This window comes from Mesobacillus sp. QJM3NY_10 (genome assembly GCF_056173465.1).
The window spans coordinates 3,709,373-3,726,026 of record NZ_CM149675.1 but is presented as its reverse complement, the minus strand read 5'-3'; the positions used below and the strand labels follow the sequence as shown (position 1 = coordinate 3,726,026).

Below are 16,654 nucleotides of genomic sequence, written 5' to 3'. Positions count from 1 at the left end.
CAGAGTTTACGAAAAGAGGTTATAAGGAGTAAAATAATATTCATGTTTTCAAGTGGGATTTAGAGTACAATAAGAACATCTTCTCGCTTAAGTGTTCCTGAAAAGGGAATACCACCTTTATACATATAAAAGTAAATTGGGAGGTTTGAATGGATGACTTCAATCAATTGGACACAGGAAGTAGAAAAAAGACAGAGTGATTTAATTAAAGACGCTCAGGAACTTCTGAGAATCAAAAGTGTTCTTGACGAAGAAAATACGTCTCCGGAGGCACCGCTTGGTGAAGGGGTAAAGGAAGCATTGGACTTTATGCTTCAGTTAGGTGAAAAGGATGGCTTCACTCCAAAGAATGTTGGCAATCTTGCCGGCCATCTGGAGTTTGGGCAAGGAGACGAAATTGTCGGTGTTCTTTGTCATGTCGATGTTGTACCTGAAGGGGATGGCTGGACAAGTGATCCATACGGTGCGGAAATTCGCGATGGGAAAATCTACGCCCGCGGCGCGATCGATGACAAAGGGCCAACTATGGCAGCATATTATGCAATGAAAATAGTTAAAGATTTAGGATTGCCTCTGAACAAGCGGGTCAGAATGATAATAGGTACGGATGAGGAAAGTGAATGGCGCTGTGTTGACCATTATTTTGAGCATGAAGAAATGCCAGCAATGGGCTTTGCGCCAGATGCTGACTTCCCGATTATCTACGCTGAAAAAGGAATCGCAGATTATGATTTGGTATCAAAAGCTGCTGGGATCGAAAAAGAAGACTACGATGCTGAAGTTATCGAATTTTCATCGGGCCGCCGCTACAATATGGTACCGGATTTTGCAAAGGTTGCTCTGGTTGTACAGCAAGGACAAACGGATGTTGTCCAGCGCTTTGATGAATTCAAAAGGAACAATGAATTGGATGGCAAGGCAATCGTTGAAAGCGGCAAACTGATCCTTGAGCTTGAAGGTGTTTCAGCTCACGGCATGGAGCCGGACAATGGGAAAAACGCAGGCCTGTATATGGCAGGATTCCTGTCTGAATTGAATCTTGATGGAAACAGTGAAAAGTTCTTTCAATTTGTCGCCAAGTACCTGGGCAAAGATTCACGCGGCAGGGAATTGGGCGTCGCTTATGCCGATGACATTACCGGAGATTTGACGATCAATGTTGGAAAGCTATCTTACTCACGGGAAAACGGTGGCCGCGCTGGCTTGAATATGCGCTACCCGGTGACAACCAATCTTGAAAAGACAAAAGAAATATTAAATGGGGTATTAGAAACTGAAGGACTTTCTATCGAGAATTTCTCAAACTCTAATCCGCATCATGTTGATGAAAGTGACTTCCTCGTCCAGACCTTGAAAAAGGTATACGAGGAGCAGGTTGGTGAAAAAGCGGAACTTATTTCAATTGGCGGCGGAACATATGCAAGGTCGTTGAAGTCAGGGGTGGCCTTTGGTCCACTTTTCCCAGGAAGACCTGATATCGCCCACCAGAAGGATGAATATATGATTATTGAAGATCTTCTTAGAGCAACTGCGATCTACGCGCAGGCTATCTATGAATTGGCAAAATAAAAAGTCATTACCGGAAATCAAGGAGGGGGAAGAGCATGGAATATGTAATTGTAGATGGCGAAGTTCTTGACCGGACGGTCGCCAAGGTAGACATTGAGGACAGAGGCTATCAATTTGGCGATGGTGTATATGAAGTCATCCGGGTATATAACGGAAAGATGTTCACCGGAAAAGAGCATCTTCAGCGACTGGTGGAAAGCGCAGAAAAAATCAGGATGAAGCTTCCTTACAGTCCTGAGGAGCTTGAGTCCAAAATGGAAGAGCTGATTGCGAAAAATGAATTAGACACTGGTATTGTTTATATGCAATTTACAAGAGGGACTTCACCTCGCAACCATGTTTTCCCTGCCGATGATGTGGCGCCAACCTTTGTCGCGTACACGCGCAAGGTGGCACGCCCTGTGGAATCCATGGAAAAAGGAGTCAGGACGATCCTTGATGAAGACATCCGCTGGCTTCGCTGTGACATTAAAAGCTTGAATTTGCTTGGTAATCTGTTATCAAAGCAAAAGGCAGCAGAGGCAGGTTGTTTTGAAGCAATCCTTCATCGAGGAGAAACTGTAACTGAGGGAAGCCATTCCAACATCTCGATTGTAAAGGACGGCGTAATCATCACACACCAGGCAGACAATTTCATCCTCAATGGAATCACCAGACAAAAGGTGCTGGAGATTTGCAGCAATGAGAGTATTGATTTTGAAGAACGTGCATTCACTCTTGATGAATTGTCATCGGCTGATGAAGTGTTTTCATCTGGAACAACAGTCGAAGTCATGCCGATTGTTGAAGTCGACGGGAAGCCTGTAGGAAATGGGGGGCCAGGTCCTGTCACCAGGAACCTGCAAAACCTTTTTAAAGCGAAAATTGAACGCCAGTGCGGCAATTTATAAATTCTAACCTGCGGCTATACAGCTGCGGGTTATTTTTTTTAAAAAAAGAGACTGCTGATAATTCCACCTTAAGGTTTTAACGCTTGCTTTGTTTTTTCCTGGCAGGAATGGGTATCATAAAAATATTTAAATCATCAGGATACCTGCTTTTGTTCATACTTAGACAAACTACAGCAGAATACCGAACAGGGGGAACAGAAATGAAGATTACTTCTGAACAGCATATTGAATTGCATGGATTCAATAATCTGACGAAATCATTAAGTTTTAATATGTATGACATTTGTTATACAAAGACAAAAGAAGAGCGAGAAGCTTATCTTGATTATATTGATGAACAGTATAACGCCGACAGGCTTACTAAGATCCTTACTCACGTTTCAGATATTATTGGTGCCCATGTATTGAATGTGGCCAAGCAGGACTATGTACCGCAGGGTGCAAGTGTGACCATTCTTGTTTCTGAAGGACCGGTCGTCGAGGTGCCTGATGAAGCGTATGACGAGTCGCCAGGCCCGCTGCCTGACAATGTCGTCTTACAGCTGGATAAAAGCCATATCACGGTCCATACGTATCCAGAATTCCACCCGGACGAAGGAATCAGTACGTTCAGGGCAGATATAGATGTATCCACATGCGGAGAAATCTCGCCGCTGAAGGCACTGCATTATTTGATCCATTCATTCGAAACCGATGTCATGACAATCGATTATAGGGTAAGGGGATTTACACGAGATAAGGATGGCAACAAACTTTTCATCGACCATGATATTAGTTCGATACAAAACTATATCCCAGAAAATATTAAAAATCAATTCGACATGGTCGATGTCAATGTTTATCAGGAAAATATCTACCACACCAAGTGTAAGCTTAGGGAATTTGATTTGGATAATTATCTTTTCGGTTATACGAAGGAATCTCTATCTCCTGAAGAACGAGAAGAGATCACCGAAAGACTTCAGGCTGAGATGGAAGAAATCGTATCAGGGGTGACGCTCCATTCGGGAACGATATTTGAGGATGAAGAAGAAGAGATGGAAAAATAGCGAGTAAAAAAGGCGTGTGGCTGACACATGTTTCAGACTGCAGATAAACTACCGTTTGTCTGCAGTTTTTTGTTGCAACAGAAAGAATGGCAAGCTCCCGAAAGATACCCTTATGCAAGAGAAGCCCGTCCCATAAGGGTACTATTAAGCCAGAAAGGTACCCTTATGCAAGAGAACTCCGTTACATAAGGGTACTATTAAGCCAGAAAGGTACCCTTATGCAAGAGAATCTCGTCCCATAAGGGTACTATTAAGCTAGAAAGGTACCCTTATGCAAGAGAACTCCAGCCCATAAGGGTACCCAAAACGCCGTGAAGGTTCGATTCTCCTCCTATATAAAAAAACTCGCCAAATACATGGCGAGTCCTTTTCATGACTAATCCTCAAACCTGAATAAATCGCTTGAGAGGTATCTTTCACCTGTGTCACAGGCAATGCAGATGACGACTTCATCCGGCTTTAGGTCCTTGGCGACATTGATGGCGGCGAAGCAGGCGGCTCCAGATGACGGACCGACTAGGATGCCTTCTTCTTTGGCCAGTCTTCGTGCCGTTACATATGCATCTTCATCCTCAATTTTATGGATCTTTTCATATACATCCTGATTGAGGATTTTAGGGATGAAGCCTGGACTTGTGCCGACCAGTTTATGCTTCCCGGGCTTGCCGCCGGAGAGCACTGGCGATCCGGCGGGCTCAACAACGTGTACTGCCAGGTCAGAATACGCTTCTTTAAGAGCTTCGCCTGTACCGGTGATTGTCCCGCCAGTCCCTGCTGTTGCCACGAACGCGCTGAGCGGCTTTTTCAGTTCCTCCATCGCCTCGATGATCTCTCTTGCTGTTGTTTGCCTGTGTGCGTCAGGGTTCGCTCCATTTTCAAACTGCATCGGCATAAAGCTGTTAGGAATCTCCTTTACCAACTCTTCCGCCTTTTTGATCGCACCAGGCATTTTTTCGTCGCCAGGTGTCAGCACGACTTCTGCTCCATACGCTTTTAACAGATTGATTCTCTCTTCTGTCATCGTGTCTGGCATGACAAGAATCGCTTTATAGCCTCTTGCCGCAGCGTTCATGGCCAGGCCAATGCCGGTATTGCCGCTTGTGGGCTCAATGATTGTAGCACCAGGTTTCAGCTTTCCTTCATTTTCGGCTGAAACAATCATATTGAATGCTGCCCTGTCTTTTACACTTTTGCTAGGGTTGAAGTATTCAAGCTTTAAGTAAACCGCTGCCCCGTTCTCAGGTGCCAGCCTGTTCAATTTTACAAGCGGTGTTTCTCCAATTAATGAAGCAATATTGTTAACGACTCTCATGTGATAGCCTCCTTGATCGATATCGACCTGCTTTAGTATTTCCATTTAAGTGAATAATTGATGATAAGCAACTGAAAAATAATGTTAGCTTCTTCTTATCATATAAAAAAAGACTATTCCTATCAACTTGTGGGGATTAGAAATGTTCATAAGGAAATTCTGCCAATATTACAAACCATTTGCTACAATAAATTCAAGTGGACAAGAAAGGGTGTATTTGATTGACGGGTCAGCAAACACAATATTTCTATGCTCTCGAGCTTCCTGGGGAGACAAAAGAAATCCTGAAAGGCAAAATCCACAGCCTGCAAGGTGAATTGCCTTTCAAAACCTGGGTACATCCACAGGATTTACATATTACGCTCGCATTCCTTGGAAATGCACCTGAAGCTAAAATACAGGCTGCCAATGAAGTGATTAAGGCATCACTAAATAACGAAGCATCATTTAAAATGGAAATCGATCATTTAGGCATTTTCGGCCGAAAGGACTCTCCAAGGATTTTTTGGGCGGGGCTAGAAGAATCCGCAGAATTGAATGATGTTAGAGATGCTGTGTTTACTGCATGCGTAGACTCAGGTTTTACCCTTGAAACACGCCCGTTCAGTCCTCATATCACCATCGCCAGGAAATGGGTCGGCGAGGAAGCTTTCACCGCTGACCAGCTTGAGGCAATGAACCCATTTAAAAAAGAATTAACTTTTCATGCCGAGAGGGTCGTTTTGTACAAGACTCATTTGGGGAAAAGTCCAAAATATGAACCAATTACACTATTCCCGCTTGCTAAGCAGGAATTAAGGCAGGTCAATCTATGGCACAATTAATCAAGCTTCAAGACTATGTATCACGCTATGCCCAGGACATTTACCTTTACCCCTCAAGATATGTCCGCCTGAAGAAAAAGCAATGGGAGGGCATTAAGGATAAATGGGAAAACGGTCCTGACCAAAATATTGAAGGCTTCATTAATCCACAACAGGCAGAGCAGCCCAATAATATCCTTCATAAGCTCAAAGGCATCGTGCGACAGCCTGAGCCAGTGTATGAGGAGAGTGTTCCTGAGAACCAGGAAGACCAGGACAACTTGATGGACGCTGGTTCTTTGAATTCAATCACTAACATAAAAACAATCGAAGAACTAAAACAACATTTCCTCGACGGACTGCTGCCATTCCAGCTGAAATGGGCCAGCTCGACATTGACGGAAAGATCATTTATCGAAAAAGAATACAACAGTGATCCGACATTAAAATTTTTGCTGCAACGATTTCCTGATACCTTCCTCATTTTATATAAACCTATATTTTTATTAAAAAAAGCGCCGGTCGAGGCGGAGCTAATCATCATCACTCCTGCTGCAGCCATGTGCATTTCGTTCATCGAAGCCGAAGAGGATGCTGCTTATGTCGGGTCAAAAGACCGCTTCTGGATCAAGAAAACGAGAAATAAGGAAAAGAAAATCCTTAATCCGTTGATTGCTCTAAATCGGACAGAGAAAATCGTCAAGACTCTATTTGACATGTACGGTGTCGATCTTCCTGTGCGAAAGCTGCTGATCAGCAGGAATGGATTCTTTGACTATCCACTCCAGCCTTATGGCGTGCAATTCATTGAAAAACGTAATTTTGAGGAATGGTTCATGTCCCTGAGAGGCATGAAATCTCCATTGAAGCATATGCAATTAAAAGCAGCACAGGTTCTTCTGCAATACTGCCAGACAACATCCGTCAGAAGGCTCGAGTGGGAAAACAACCCTAAGAGCGAATGAAAAATTTAAAAACCTAATAAATAGATAAAGGTTGATCATATGGAGAAGATCTATTTTATCGTCAACCCCAATGCGAAAAACGGGAGCTGCCGGGAGATTTGGAGAAACATAGAGATAGAGCTGGGGAGTCTTGAAATACCGTATCTTGCATTTTTTACAGAGTACCCCGGGCATGCGCAAGAGCTTGCGGAGGCAATTTCCCGTAAGGCTGACGGCACACCCGCAGTTATTGCGGCAGTCGGAGGGGACGGTACACTGCATGAAGTGGTAAACGGCGTCGCATCCTATTCAAACGTAATTGTCGGGTTCATTCCCGGCGGGTCAGGGAATGATTTTTCAAGAGGCTTTGCAATACCGAAAAAGTCAGTAGATGCTTTAAGTTTGATTGTTGATAAAAGCAAATGCCACACTACCGAAATCGATATCGGAAAAATTCAGCACAAAGAATTACAGGAAACCTATTTTATGAATAATATGGGAGTAGGCTTTGATGCTGCTGTCGCGAAGGATTCAAATGAGTCCAGGATGAAACAGTTACTGAACCGTTTTTCACTGGGCAGGCTGGTCTATGTATATATTCTTGTCAAAAAACTGCTTACATTCAGAACGATTCCAATAGATGTGACGATTGATGGCATAGTGTACAAATACAGCAACGCCTGGTTTGTCACGATTTCGAACCAGCCATACTACGGAGGTGGCATGAAGATTGCCCCTGCTGCTCTCCCGGATGACGGAATTCTCGATATCACTGTCGTGCACCGGATCTCGAGATTGAAGCTGTTATTGGTTTTCGTCAGCGTCTTCTGGGGAAAGCATACAATGTTCCAGGAGGTTGAGCAGTTTACCGGCAAATCGATCACCATTGAATCAACCGATGAAGTTCTAGCCCATGCAGATGGTGAAGCGATCGGACATACACCGCTGAAAGTCCAGGCGTGTCCAAAAGTCTTGAAAATTCTATCTGGTAAAAACAATCCAGGGCATACCGAGGAGTTGAAAATGAATGATTGCCATTGAAAGGGAATTTAACGCCTATCTTGATCAAGTGAATGTTATTACTGTATTGCTTCCTTATGCATATTTTGAAGGAACCTCAAATGAGTTCCGCCTAAAAGGAGAAGGCGTTGATTTGCCATTGGCAATCCAGGAGAAGGTATTGCTGGAGGATGTAGTAAAATACATTTGCTTTTCGAGTATCAGGCCTGAGATCGGCAAAACATACGAAATTTTGGATGATCATGGCGGTCAAACGGATCTGCAAATCGGAGCAGTCATCCGAACAGAAGAATTTGACTCATTATTTTTTTACGGTGGCGATGATCTTGGTGTCAGCTACACACCTGAAAAAGCTCTTTTCAAGTTATGGGCTCCTACCGCTACAAAAATAAAGCTCAGGCTTTTCAAGGAAGGTGACCAAAACCCCGAGCTGATCGATATGACTAGGATTGATAAGGGCGTATGGAGCATAGAGGTAGCCCGGAATTTGCAGCTTTACCGCTATTCGTTCCTGGTATGTATCAATCTTGAGTGGAGAGAAGCTGTTGATCCTTATGCAACGGCATTAACGGTCAATGGTGAATATGGCGTCGTGATCGATCCGGCAAAAACAAAGGCAGCCGAAATTGATGCCCCGAAATTAAAATGGCCGGTTGATGCTATCATCTATGAAGCTCATATCAGGGACCTGACGATGCACCCGAACAGTGGAGCTGTAAGGAAGGGAACATACCTGGGTGCAGCGGAAACGGGAACAAAAAGCGCAATCGGAATGGAGACCGGGCTTTCCTACATTAAAAATCTCGGTGTCACACATATAGAACTCCTGCCAGTTCACGATTTCGAAGGAGTAGACGAACTGGATCGGGCCAGGGACTATAACTGGGGGTATAATCCCGTTCACTATAATGTCCCTGATGGGAGCTATGCTTCTGAACCCGGGGATCCTTATAATCGGATCATCGAGCTTAAACAGTTGATTTCTGCGATCCATAGCCAGGGACTGGGTGTCATTATGGATGTGGTCTATAATCATGTCTACATTCGTGAGGACTCTTCTTTTGAAAAAATTGTTCCAGGTTACTTTTTTCGCCACGATGCACATGGCCTTCCTTCAAATGGTACCGGAGTGGGGAACGATATCGCCTCCGAAAGGCTGATGGCAAGAAAGTACATCGTTGACTCTGTCATGTATTGGCTGAAAGAATATCATGTCGATGGCTTCCGCTTCGATTTGATGGGTATTTTGGATATCGAGACAATGGCTGCTATCAGGAATTCGGTGAATAGCGTGAGTCCTGACATTTTGATCATAGGGGAAGGCTGGGATTTGAATACACCTCTGCCGCCTGATCGGAAGGGCAATATTTCAAACCAGGCAAAGCTGCAAGGAATAGGCCAGTTCAATGATTGGTTCCGCGATTCCATTAAAGGCAGCACTTTTAACATTTATGATAAAGGCTACGCATTAGGGAATGATCGCTACCTGGAAGCTGCAAAACAGGTGATGGCTGGCAGCATTGGAATTGGTAAGCGGAAACATGGCCTGTTTTTGCAGCCGGGACAATCCGTGAATTACATTGAATCGCATGATAACCATACATTGTGGGATAAGCTGAAAATAAGTGACCCTGACCAGGATGAAGCTATTTTAAAAAAGCAGCACAGGCTGGCTACTTCGATGGTATTACTGGCCCAGGGAATACCATTTCTGCACAGCGGCCAGGAATTTTTCAGGTCGAAAAAAGGAATTGGCAACAGCTACCGCTCTCCCGATGAAATAAACTGGCTGGATTGGGACCTTCGTGATGCCAACATGGAAAATGTCCAATACATCAAAGGAATCATCGATATACGAAAATCAAACGAAGCTTTCCGGCTTCCTGACAGTGAACAAATCCGCAGGCAAATGGAATTTTTCTCATTACCAGCACCGTTGATCGGATTTTCGCTGAAAGAAATAAAACAAAGTGGACATTGGGAAAAAATTCTCGTATTCATAAACCCATCAATGGATCAGCAGCTTGTGGAACTAACAGAAGATGCGAGATGGAGTGTCCTTGCTGACCATGAAAAGGCTTCAGCACAGCCATTTCGCCATATAGAAGGAGATAAGGTGCTCCTCGAGCCATGCTCGCTGTTTGTGCTGGCAAAATAGTTAGACACTGAATGGTCCAGTGTTTTACCCTGATAGATACTCATCAAAGGGCTTCTGCTTTTCTTTTGATAACTTTTTCACAATATTAATTTAGGTTCCATGGGGTTGACGTACGAAGCCTCTAGGGGATAAAATTTATAGGATAGCTATTGTGTGTGAATTTTTCTATCAATAGCTGTCTTTTTATTTCCGATAATAATAACAACAGCGAATTAAGATTAGAATCCATTTCCGGTTTTTAACATAAGGGAAATAGTGATAAATGAAGGTGACTAACTTTGGAACATTTATTTGGACAGGATTGGGAGATCGTTCCTGCAGGTGGTGCAACCGGTGCCGCTTATTTTGCGCAGCATGAAGAACAAAGGCTGTTTCTAAAACGTAATTCATCCCCTTTTCTTGCTGTTCTCTCCGCAGAAGGAATTGTACCCAAGCTTGTTTGGACGAAAAGGTTAGAAAACGGAGATGTCATTACGGCACAGCAATGGATGAATGGACGAGAGCTAAAGCCCGGGGATATGAACAACGACCGTGTGGCCAAGCTGTTGAAGAAAATCCATGCTTCTGAACCGCTTCTTGGGATGCTTACCAGGCTGGGAAAAAGCCCGCTGAAACCCGAGATGTTCCTTTCAGCGCTGAATGAGGAATTGGATGAGGAGCTTCGCACGAAGCAAGCTGTCATAGATTCATTGAAGTTTTTAACTGTAAACGTTGGCAATATTGATGTGGACGAGAAGGTCGTCTGCCATTGTGATGTAAATCATAACAACTGGCTGCTTACTGAAGACAACCAGTTGTATTTAATTGACTGGGATGGAGCAATGATTGCCGACCCTGCCATCGACCTTGGACTTCTTCTGTATTCTTATATACCGGAAGAGGAATGGGAGGAATGGCTGGATAAATACGGCATCATCCTGACCGAAAATCTTAAGCACCGAATGAAATGGTATGCACTTGCACAATCACTTTCAGCAATCCAATGGCATAAAAACCAGAATCGCATTCCCGAAATGGACAAATGGATTGATTTTTTAAAAGCACTTATTTAAATTTTTATGAGAACTGACCGATATCATTTACCCATTGCGACAGCTGACCCTGGTTTGTCTGGATATGCTGTTCCAAGTCAGAGGCATTTACGCCATTTTGGCTATACTGATAAACATCCTGAAGAATCGATTTGATGTTGCCGTCAACATTTGTGTTGACCATCAGCGATTTGATCAGGCGTTCCAACTGTTGATACTCCGCAACCGAACCGCAGCAGTCAGTTTGCTGGTTGCTTAATATATCCTTTAATAAATTTACCTGGTCATGGTGGCTTAAAGGCACGATGATCACCCTTTCGTTTTAAAGGAATTCACATATAGATTGTGGATTCCTTTTTGTGTTTATGCATCGAGCTGCCAGCCAGGATAAATTTCATCTTGAAAACATATGGGTTGCATGATATTGTTTGAAACGAATGAAAATAGTACAGAGGTGTCAGTATGAGACTAAGAAACAAGCCATGGGCTAAAGATAAATTACGTGAGTATTCAAATTTTGTTATCCACGAACCGGAACAGCACCGTGGAAAATGGGGTCAAGTTTTTGAGAAGGATCAGCCCCTCCACATTGAGATTGGGACCGGAAAAGGCCAGTTTATCACTGGAATGGCAAAAGCCAACCCGGACATTAACTATATTGGCATTGAATTGCAGGAAAGCGTCATCGTCAGCGCACTGGACAAGCTGATTGAAGAAGATTTGCCAAACTGCAAACTGATGAACGTAAATGGTGCAGAGCTTGCAAAGTACTTTGAAAGCGGAGATGTCAGCCGCGTTTACTTGAACTTCTCTGATCCATGGCCAAAGACACGCCACGAAAAAAGAAGACTGACATTCAAGTCTTTCCTTGAAGTCTACGAATCGATTCTTGTCAAAAATGGAGAGATCCACTTCAAGACAGACAACCAGGGATTGTTCGAGTACTCCCTTGTCAGCTTCTCGCATTATGGCATGAAGCTTAACTATGTCAGCCTCGATCTTCACAACAGTGACTTCGAAGGCAATGTTATGACTGAATACGAAGAGAAATTCTCCTCACGCGGCAGCCGCATTTATCGCTGTGAGGTACAATTTCAATCAAAATAAGTAATGTGGCCGGTCGCTTTTGTCGATCGGCTTTTTGCATGGAAGAAAGATCAGCTAAATTGGAAAAAAAGCACGATAATTTCCAGTTCGCCAATAAAATTGTGAAAACCGCCAATAAAATCAAATTTTCGCCAATAAACTTGTGAATATCGCCAATAAAATTGTGAACTTCGCCAATAAAATTTTGTCTTGGATAAAAAAGGCTAGGAAATAAACATAATGATCGAATGAGTAGGTGGAAAATTGTAATTAAGGCTTCATGTTTACGAGGTTGGAGCAAAAAATCGCAAAATTGCACCACAAATGGCTGTATTTTTAGCAATAATAAGATGAATTATTTAAAAATTTAAAATCCGAGTGTTACAATCAAGTAAAAAAAGGGGGATGCAAGATGGAAAAGCTTGAGCTTCGTAATGTTAAACTGGAGTGGCTGAACGGTGGAGTCACTCATCTTGATGGCGGTGCGATGTTTGGGGTTGTCCCGAAACCGTTATGGTCACGCAAATATGCTGTGAATGACAAAAACCAGATTGAGTTGCGGACAGATCCGATTTTAATCCAGGCCGCCGGGAAAAGTTTCCTTGTTGAAAGCGGCATGGGTAATGGAAAATTGAATGAGAAGCAAAAACGCAATTTTGGAGTCCTCGAGGAATCAAGTCTGGATTCAGAGCTGGAAAAGCTGGATTTGAAGCCAGAAGATATCGATTACGTATTGATGACACACATGCATTTTGACCATGCCTGCGGGTTGACGAAGGATTCAGACGGGGAACTTGTTTCAGTATTCCCGAACGCGCGAATCATCACTTCCCAGGTAGAGTGGGATGAGATGCGCAATCCGAATATCAGGTCAAAGAGTACATACTGGAAAGAAAACTGGCAGGGGATTGAACAGCAGGTTGAGACATTTGAGAAGGAATGGTCATTTGGCCCAATCAAAATGCTCCACACTGGTGGCCATAGTGATGGACATTCAATCCTAATTATTGAAGATGAAGAGATGACAGTCGTTCACATGGCTGATATCATGCCCACTCATGCTCACCAGAATCCTCTCTGGGTGATGGCGTACGATGATTACCCAATGGATTCGATTTTCGCCAAGCAGAAATGGCTGGAATTTGGAATCAGCAAGGAAGCTTGGTTCACTTTTTATCATGATGCGGTCTATCGTGCAGTCAAATTCGATCAGGACGGTAAAATTACAGATACGATTGCGAGAAAAAAATAGACCTGCGCTAAGCAGGTCTAGATTCCAATCAATATTAATCTAACGGATAAGCATCGAGTATCGCTCCAGTGGAAGCGTCAGCGATGAATTCATATTGTTCCACCTTGCCATCGTTATTGCGGGAGATGCCGCCTTTATATACCTGGTAATCAAGGGGGGCTATTGAATAAGGCTCGGCAGTCATATTGATCCATGAGCCGCTGATTGGCCCTGATTTCTTAAACGCTGCCTTCGCATGATTCAGTACTTTATCAGCTGACACGGTTTCTTTTTGTGAAGCAAGTTCCTTTACAGCATACGCACCTGCCAGGCCGGCGCCAACGCCAATGAAAAAGGCTTTCCAGTTCATAGTCAAGGACCTCCAAGGTTAAATATGGAATTTCAAGTTACCTTCATCATAACAAATCGCTCAGGTGTAGCAAAGAAATAATACTACAAAAAATGTGCATGACAGGATTAAGACTGGCAAGGATAATGAATGTTCTGTAAAATGGAATCTATAAATACATAATCTTTAGTAAATCTAAATTTTTGGTGAGAAGGAGAAATTAAATGAACGAGCAAACATTGAGCCTGTTTAAAACGTTGACAGAATTGCCTGGAGCACCGGGAAACGAGCACGCAGTACGAAAATTCATGCGCGAGCAATTAGAACAGTATTCTGATGAACTGATCCAGGATAATTTAGGCAGTGTGTTCGGCGTTAAAAAAGGTGACCCGAACGGACCAAAAATCATGGTTGCCGGCCATATGGATGAAGTTGGCTTTATGGTTACATCCATCACGAAAAACGGGATGATCAGATTCCAGACACTAGGCGGCTGGTGGAGCCAGGTGCTTTTGGCACAGCGCGTCCAGATCATCACGAACAATGGACCGGTAACAGGTGTAATCGGTTCAATTCCGCCTCATCTACTGGATGAGTCAAAACGCAATAAGCCGATGGAAATTAAGAATATGCTGATTGATATCGGTGCAGATGATAAAGAAGATGCCATCAAGATCGGCATCAAACCAGGACAGCAAATCGTACCGATCTGTCCATTCACTCCGATGGCAAATGAGAAGAAAATCCTTGCTAAAGCTTGGGATAACCGCTATGGCTGCGGCCTGGCAATCGAGCTTTTAAAAGAAACGAAGGACATCCAGTTGCCAAACATGCTGTACTCAGGTGCTACCGTCCAGGAAGAGGTCGGCTTAAGAGGCGCGCAGACTGCAGCGAACATGATCGACCCGGACATCTTCTTCGCATTGGATGCAAGTCCGGCTAATGACATGTCAGGTGATAAGAACGAATTCGGCCAGTTAGGCAAGGGTACGCTGTTGAGAATCCTTGACCGTTCAATGGTCACGCACCGAGGCATGAGAGAGTTCATTCTTGATATGGCTGAAACTCATGATATTCCTTACCAGTACTTCGTTTCCCAGGGTGGCACGGATGCAGGAAGAGTACACACTTCCAATCAAGGCGTTCCAAGCGCAGTAATCGGTATCTGCTCACGCTATATCCATACTGCAGCATCAATGATCCATGTTGATGATTATGCGGCAGCCAAGGAACTACTCGTCAATCTTGTAAAAGCAGCGGATAAGACAACTGTGGAAACAATCAAGAATAATAGCTAATGAAAAGAGATATTAGGGGCAGGTAAAACTGCTCCTTTTTCATGGCATGAAAGGTGGCACAAGTTATGCAAGTTGCAGTTGGTTCAAAAAATCCAGCTAAAATTAATGCAGTCAAAGAAGCATTTAAAGAGTATGAGTACGAGATCATTTCTGTCGATGCCCAATCAGGTGTAAGCGAACAGCCGATGTCTGATGAGGAAACTATCAAAGGGGCAGTCAACAGGGCCATACAAGCGGCTGAACTGGGTGAAGCTGAAATTGGCATCGGACTCGAAGGTGGCGTTCAGCAAACACCATATGGGCTGATGCTTTGCAATTGGGGAGCTCTGGCTGCCAAAGGAATGGATCCAATCATTTCCGGTGGCGCAAGGATTCCACTCCCTGACGAAATTGCCCAACAGTTACTAATGGGTGCAGAACTTGGTCCAGTAATGGATGAATACGCAAAAAAGCAAAACGTCCGCAAAAACGAAGGCGCAGTCGGAATCTTCACGAATGGACAAATCAACAGAAGCGAAATGTTCACACATGTCATGAAATTGCTAGTTGGACAATATGAATATCAAATAGAGCAAGGTAAGAAGACAGTCTAATGGCTGTCTTTTTATTTGTTCACTCTGATTCTAGATTTAAGGGCAATCTATGAAGAGCGTTGGTGGCTGAAAAAGCAAGAAATTGGAAGGAAGGTAAACCAATAAAGTCGATTGGCGCAAAAGAAAGTAAAAAAGTGGATAAAGTTATCATTAATACAGCCGATTGGTGCCTGGAAAAGTGAGAAATTGGAAAAAGAGGACAGGAATAGTCCATAACCAAAGATTTCTCGACAAATTTCTGAAAAATATCATAAATTCCAACAAAAAATGCCCGACAAGCCTTGTCACCCGTCAAACAAGAAAGGTATGATAGAAAAGAAGTGGTTAAGTCCTTACCAAGGGGGAAAAAAGTATGATAAAGTTCAGAAGGGCATTTGGGCTTATTATAGTGGGGTTATTCCTGCTAAGCGCTTGTTCTGCCTCTTTTTCCGAACAGAAGGCTGAAATAAAAAAGGAAGTTGCGTCTACTTTTGAAAGCCAACCAGAAAAAACAAACAATAGTACTAAAGATATAGATTATTACTTGCCGTCGGATGTGAAGGTGGAAAAAGAAACACCTAATAATGTATTGCTCAAAGATGGCTCAAAAACCTATATTCTTTTTTATAATCAGCATGAAAAAGAAGATAGTAAAGTCGTCTATGATTCCACTGTGAAGCAACAGAAGGAATGGGACGCTAATGAAACCTTCAGTAAAGATGGCAAATTTGGCTATATGCTTGTAAAAGAGCTGAAAGAAAACCATTTTCAACTGATTGTCGGGATTGGCGGCGTCAAGCTGACTACAGAAACTGAGAATGTGAGAGAAGACGCAGAAGCGATGATGCAAATTGCCAACTCTGTGAATATTAAATGACGCCATTCAATGATGGCGTTTTTTTTATCCAGTGCTTGTGGTGGCCAAAAAGCTTTAATCAGATTAGTTTCTTTTTTTTCAATGCATGGGTAAAATAAGTGAAGTACAATGAGATTTTCCCGGGAGGTTTTCTTATGAAAAATTTAGAAACAATGGAACAGTTCGAAGCGTTGAAAAACGATGGTAAACATATATTTTTATTTACTGCTGGCTGGTGCCCTGACTGCCGTGTAATCGAGCCGGTATTGCCTGAAATTGAAAGCAAATACAGCGAATACGAATTCATTTCTGTGGATCGTGATGATTTCATCGATCTTTGCATCCAGCTCGATGTATATGGCATTCCTAGTTTTGTCGCTTTTGATAACGGCACGGAGCTTGGCCGTTTTGTCAGCAAGAACAGAAAGACACAGGCTGAAATCGAAAACTTTATTGAAGGTCTTGCCTAATTAATCATTTCCCTCC

The 16,654-nt window shown here is 43.2% G+C and carries 17 protein-coding genes; 14 read left to right on the top strand and 3 right to left on the bottom strand.

Going from position 1 to position 16,654, the window contains the following annotated elements; translation table 11 throughout:
- Positions 1–153 precede the first annotated feature (153 nt).
- The 3 genes from pepV (at position 154) to speD (ending at position 3,508) form a co-directional block, all read left to right on the top strand.
- Positions 154–1,569 carry a dipeptidase PepV gene (gene pepV, locus AC0VX7_RS18730; protein WP_475425393.1) on the top strand — a complete coding sequence of 472 codons (1,416 nt, stop codon included), beginning with the start codon at positions 154–156 and terminating at the stop codon, positions 1,567–1,569.
- Positions 1,570–1,604: 35 nt separating this feature from the next.
- Complete coding sequence (gene dat, locus AC0VX7_RS18725) at positions 1,605–2,459, top strand: D-amino-acid transaminase (RefSeq protein ID WP_475425392.1); 855 nt, start codon at positions 1,605–1,607, stop codon at positions 2,457–2,459.
- Positions 2,460–2,659: 200 nt separating this feature from the next.
- Complete coding sequence (gene speD / locus AC0VX7_RS18720; RefSeq protein WP_475425391.1) at positions 2,660–3,508, top strand: adenosylmethionine decarboxylase; 849 nt, start codon at positions 2,660–2,662, stop codon at positions 3,506–3,508.
- Between the two features lie 376 nt (positions 3,509–3,884).
- On the opposite strand, the gene cysK is transcribed toward speD, so the two are convergent.
- A complete protein-coding gene (gene cysK, locus AC0VX7_RS18715) occupies positions 3,885–4,820 on the bottom strand; it encodes a cysteine synthase A (RefSeq protein ID WP_475425390.1) in 936 nt (311 codons plus the stop codon).
- A gap of 221 nt (positions 4,821–5,041) precedes the next feature.
- Between cysK and thpR the strand changes: the two genes are divergently transcribed.
- The 5 genes from thpR (at position 5,042) to AC0VX7_RS18690 (ending at position 10,797) form a co-directional block, all read left to right on the top strand.
- Positions 5,042–5,644, top strand: a complete 603-nt coding sequence (thpR, locus tag AC0VX7_RS18710; protein WP_475425389.1) for an RNA 2',3'-cyclic phosphodiesterase — start codon at positions 5,042–5,044, stop codon at positions 5,642–5,644.
- Complete coding sequence (locus AC0VX7_RS18705) at positions 5,632–6,588, top strand: NERD domain-containing protein (protein ID WP_475425388.1); 957 nt, start codon at positions 5,632–5,634, stop codon at positions 6,586–6,588. The genes thpR and AC0VX7_RS18705 overlap by 13 nt, the downstream gene beginning before the upstream one ends.
- A gap of 39 nt (positions 6,589–6,627) precedes the next feature.
- On the top strand, positions 6,628–7,608 hold the full coding sequence (locus AC0VX7_RS18700) for a diacylglycerol/lipid kinase family protein (RefSeq protein WP_475425387.1): 981 nt from the start codon (positions 6,628–6,630) through the stop codon (positions 7,606–7,608).
- Positions 7,595–9,745, top strand: a complete 2,151-nt coding sequence (gene pulA / locus AC0VX7_RS18695; protein ID WP_475425386.1) for a type I pullulanase — start codon at positions 7,595–7,597, stop codon at positions 9,743–9,745. The genes AC0VX7_RS18700 and pulA overlap by 14 nt, the downstream gene beginning before the upstream one ends.
- Before the next feature lie 278 nt (positions 9,746–10,023).
- Entirely contained in the window at positions 10,024–10,797 is a 774-nt protein-coding gene (locus tag AC0VX7_RS18690) for a phosphotransferase family protein (protein WP_215033911.1), read from the top strand.
- Between the two features lie 4 nt (positions 10,798–10,801).
- Here AC0VX7_RS18690 and AC0VX7_RS18685 read toward each other — a convergent pair whose 3' ends face one another.
- A complete protein-coding gene (locus AC0VX7_RS18685) occupies positions 10,802–11,080 on the bottom strand; it encodes a YtzH-like family protein (RefSeq protein ID WP_041964692.1) in 279 nt (92 codons plus the stop codon).
- A 158-nt stretch (positions 11,081–11,238) separates the two neighbouring features.
- On the opposite strand from AC0VX7_RS18685, the gene trmB reads away from it, so the two are divergent.
- Both trmB and AC0VX7_RS18675 read left to right on the top strand, forming a co-directional pair.
- Positions 11,239–11,883 carry a tRNA (guanosine(46)-N7)-methyltransferase TrmB gene (gene trmB / locus AC0VX7_RS18680; protein ID WP_215033913.1) on the top strand — a complete coding sequence of 215 codons (645 nt, stop codon included), beginning with the start codon at positions 11,239–11,241 and terminating at the stop codon, positions 11,881–11,883.
- A gap of 391 nt (positions 11,884–12,274) precedes the next feature.
- Complete coding sequence (locus AC0VX7_RS18675) at positions 12,275–13,114, top strand: YtnP family quorum-quenching lactonase (protein WP_475425385.1); 840 nt, start codon at positions 12,275–12,277, stop codon at positions 13,112–13,114.
- Between the two features lie 34 nt (positions 13,115–13,148).
- On the opposite strand, the gene AC0VX7_RS18670 is transcribed toward AC0VX7_RS18675, so the two are convergent.
- Complete coding sequence (locus AC0VX7_RS18670) at positions 13,149–13,463, bottom strand: PepSY domain-containing protein (RefSeq protein WP_041964689.1); 315 nt, start codon at positions 13,461–13,463, stop codon at positions 13,149–13,151.
- Positions 13,464–13,666: 203 nt separating this feature from the next.
- Here AC0VX7_RS18670 and AC0VX7_RS18665 point away from each other — a divergent pair, with 203 nt between their 5' ends.
- The 4 genes from AC0VX7_RS18665 to AC0VX7_RS18650 all read left to right on the top strand — a co-directional run bounded on the left by AC0VX7_RS18665 (position 13,667) and on the right by AC0VX7_RS18650 (position 16,638).
- A complete protein-coding gene (locus tag AC0VX7_RS18665; protein ID WP_475425384.1) occupies positions 13,667–14,740 on the top strand; it encodes a M42 family metallopeptidase in 1,074 nt (357 codons plus the stop codon).
- A gap of 65 nt (positions 14,741–14,805) precedes the next feature.
- Entirely contained in the window at positions 14,806–15,333 is a 528-nt protein-coding gene (locus tag AC0VX7_RS18660) for a DUF84 family protein (RefSeq protein ID WP_475425383.1), read from the top strand.
- A gap of 352 nt (positions 15,334–15,685) precedes the next feature.
- Positions 15,686–16,189 carry a hypothetical protein gene (locus AC0VX7_RS18655; protein ID WP_475425382.1) on the top strand — a complete coding sequence of 168 codons (504 nt, stop codon included), beginning with the start codon at positions 15,686–15,688 and terminating at the stop codon, positions 16,187–16,189.
- A 134-nt stretch (positions 16,190–16,323) separates the two neighbouring features.
- Positions 16,324–16,638, top strand: a complete 315-nt coding sequence (locus AC0VX7_RS18650; RefSeq protein ID WP_475425381.1) for a thioredoxin family protein — start codon at positions 16,324–16,326, stop codon at positions 16,636–16,638.
- Positions 16,639–16,654 lie beyond the last annotated feature (16 nt).

What these genes read in the sequence shown, in the direction of transcription:
- pepV (WP_475425393.1), top strand. Translation starts at nt 154, where the DNA reads ATGACTTCAATCAATTGGACACAGGAAGTAGAAAAAAGACAGAGTGAT.
- dat (WP_475425392.1), top strand. Translation starts at nt 1,605, where the DNA reads ATGGAATATGTAATTGTAGATGGCGAAGTTCTTGACCGGACGGTCGCC.
- speD (WP_475425391.1), top strand. Translation starts at nt 2,660, where the DNA reads ATGAAGATTACTTCTGAACAGCATATTGAATTGCATGGATTCAATAAT.
- cysK (WP_475425390.1), bottom strand. Translation starts at nt 4,820, where the DNA reads ATGAGAGTCGTTAACAATATTGCTTCATTAATTGGAGAAACACCGCTT.
- AC0VX7_RS18705 (WP_475425388.1), top strand. Translation starts at nt 5,632, where the DNA reads ATGGCACAATTAATCAAGCTTCAAGACTATGTATCACGCTATGCCCAG.
- AC0VX7_RS18700 (WP_475425387.1), top strand. Translation starts at nt 6,628, where the DNA reads ATGGAGAAGATCTATTTTATCGTCAACCCCAATGCGAAAAACGGGAGC.
- pulA (WP_475425386.1), top strand. Translation starts at nt 7,595, where the DNA reads ATGATTGCCATTGAAAGGGAATTTAACGCCTATCTTGATCAAGTGAAT.
- trmB (WP_215033913.1), top strand. Translation starts at nt 11,239, where the DNA reads ATGAGACTAAGAAACAAGCCATGGGCTAAAGATAAATTACGTGAGTAT.
- AC0VX7_RS18675 (WP_475425385.1), top strand. Translation starts at nt 12,275, where the DNA reads ATGGAAAAGCTTGAGCTTCGTAATGTTAAACTGGAGTGGCTGAACGGT.
- AC0VX7_RS18670 (WP_041964689.1), bottom strand. Translation starts at nt 13,463, where the DNA reads ATGAACTGGAAAGCCTTTTTCATTGGCGTTGGCGCCGGCCTGGCAGGT.
- AC0VX7_RS18665 (WP_475425384.1), top strand. Translation starts at nt 13,667, where the DNA reads ATGAACGAGCAAACATTGAGCCTGTTTAAAACGTTGACAGAATTGCCT.
- AC0VX7_RS18660 (WP_475425383.1), top strand. Translation starts at nt 14,806, where the DNA reads ATGCAAGTTGCAGTTGGTTCAAAAAATCCAGCTAAAATTAATGCAGTC.
- AC0VX7_RS18655 (WP_475425382.1), top strand. Translation starts at nt 15,686, where the DNA reads ATGATAAAGTTCAGAAGGGCATTTGGGCTTATTATAGTGGGGTTATTC.
- AC0VX7_RS18650 (WP_475425381.1), top strand. Translation starts at nt 16,324, where the DNA reads ATGAAAAATTTAGAAACAATGGAACAGTTCGAAGCGTTGAAAAACGAT.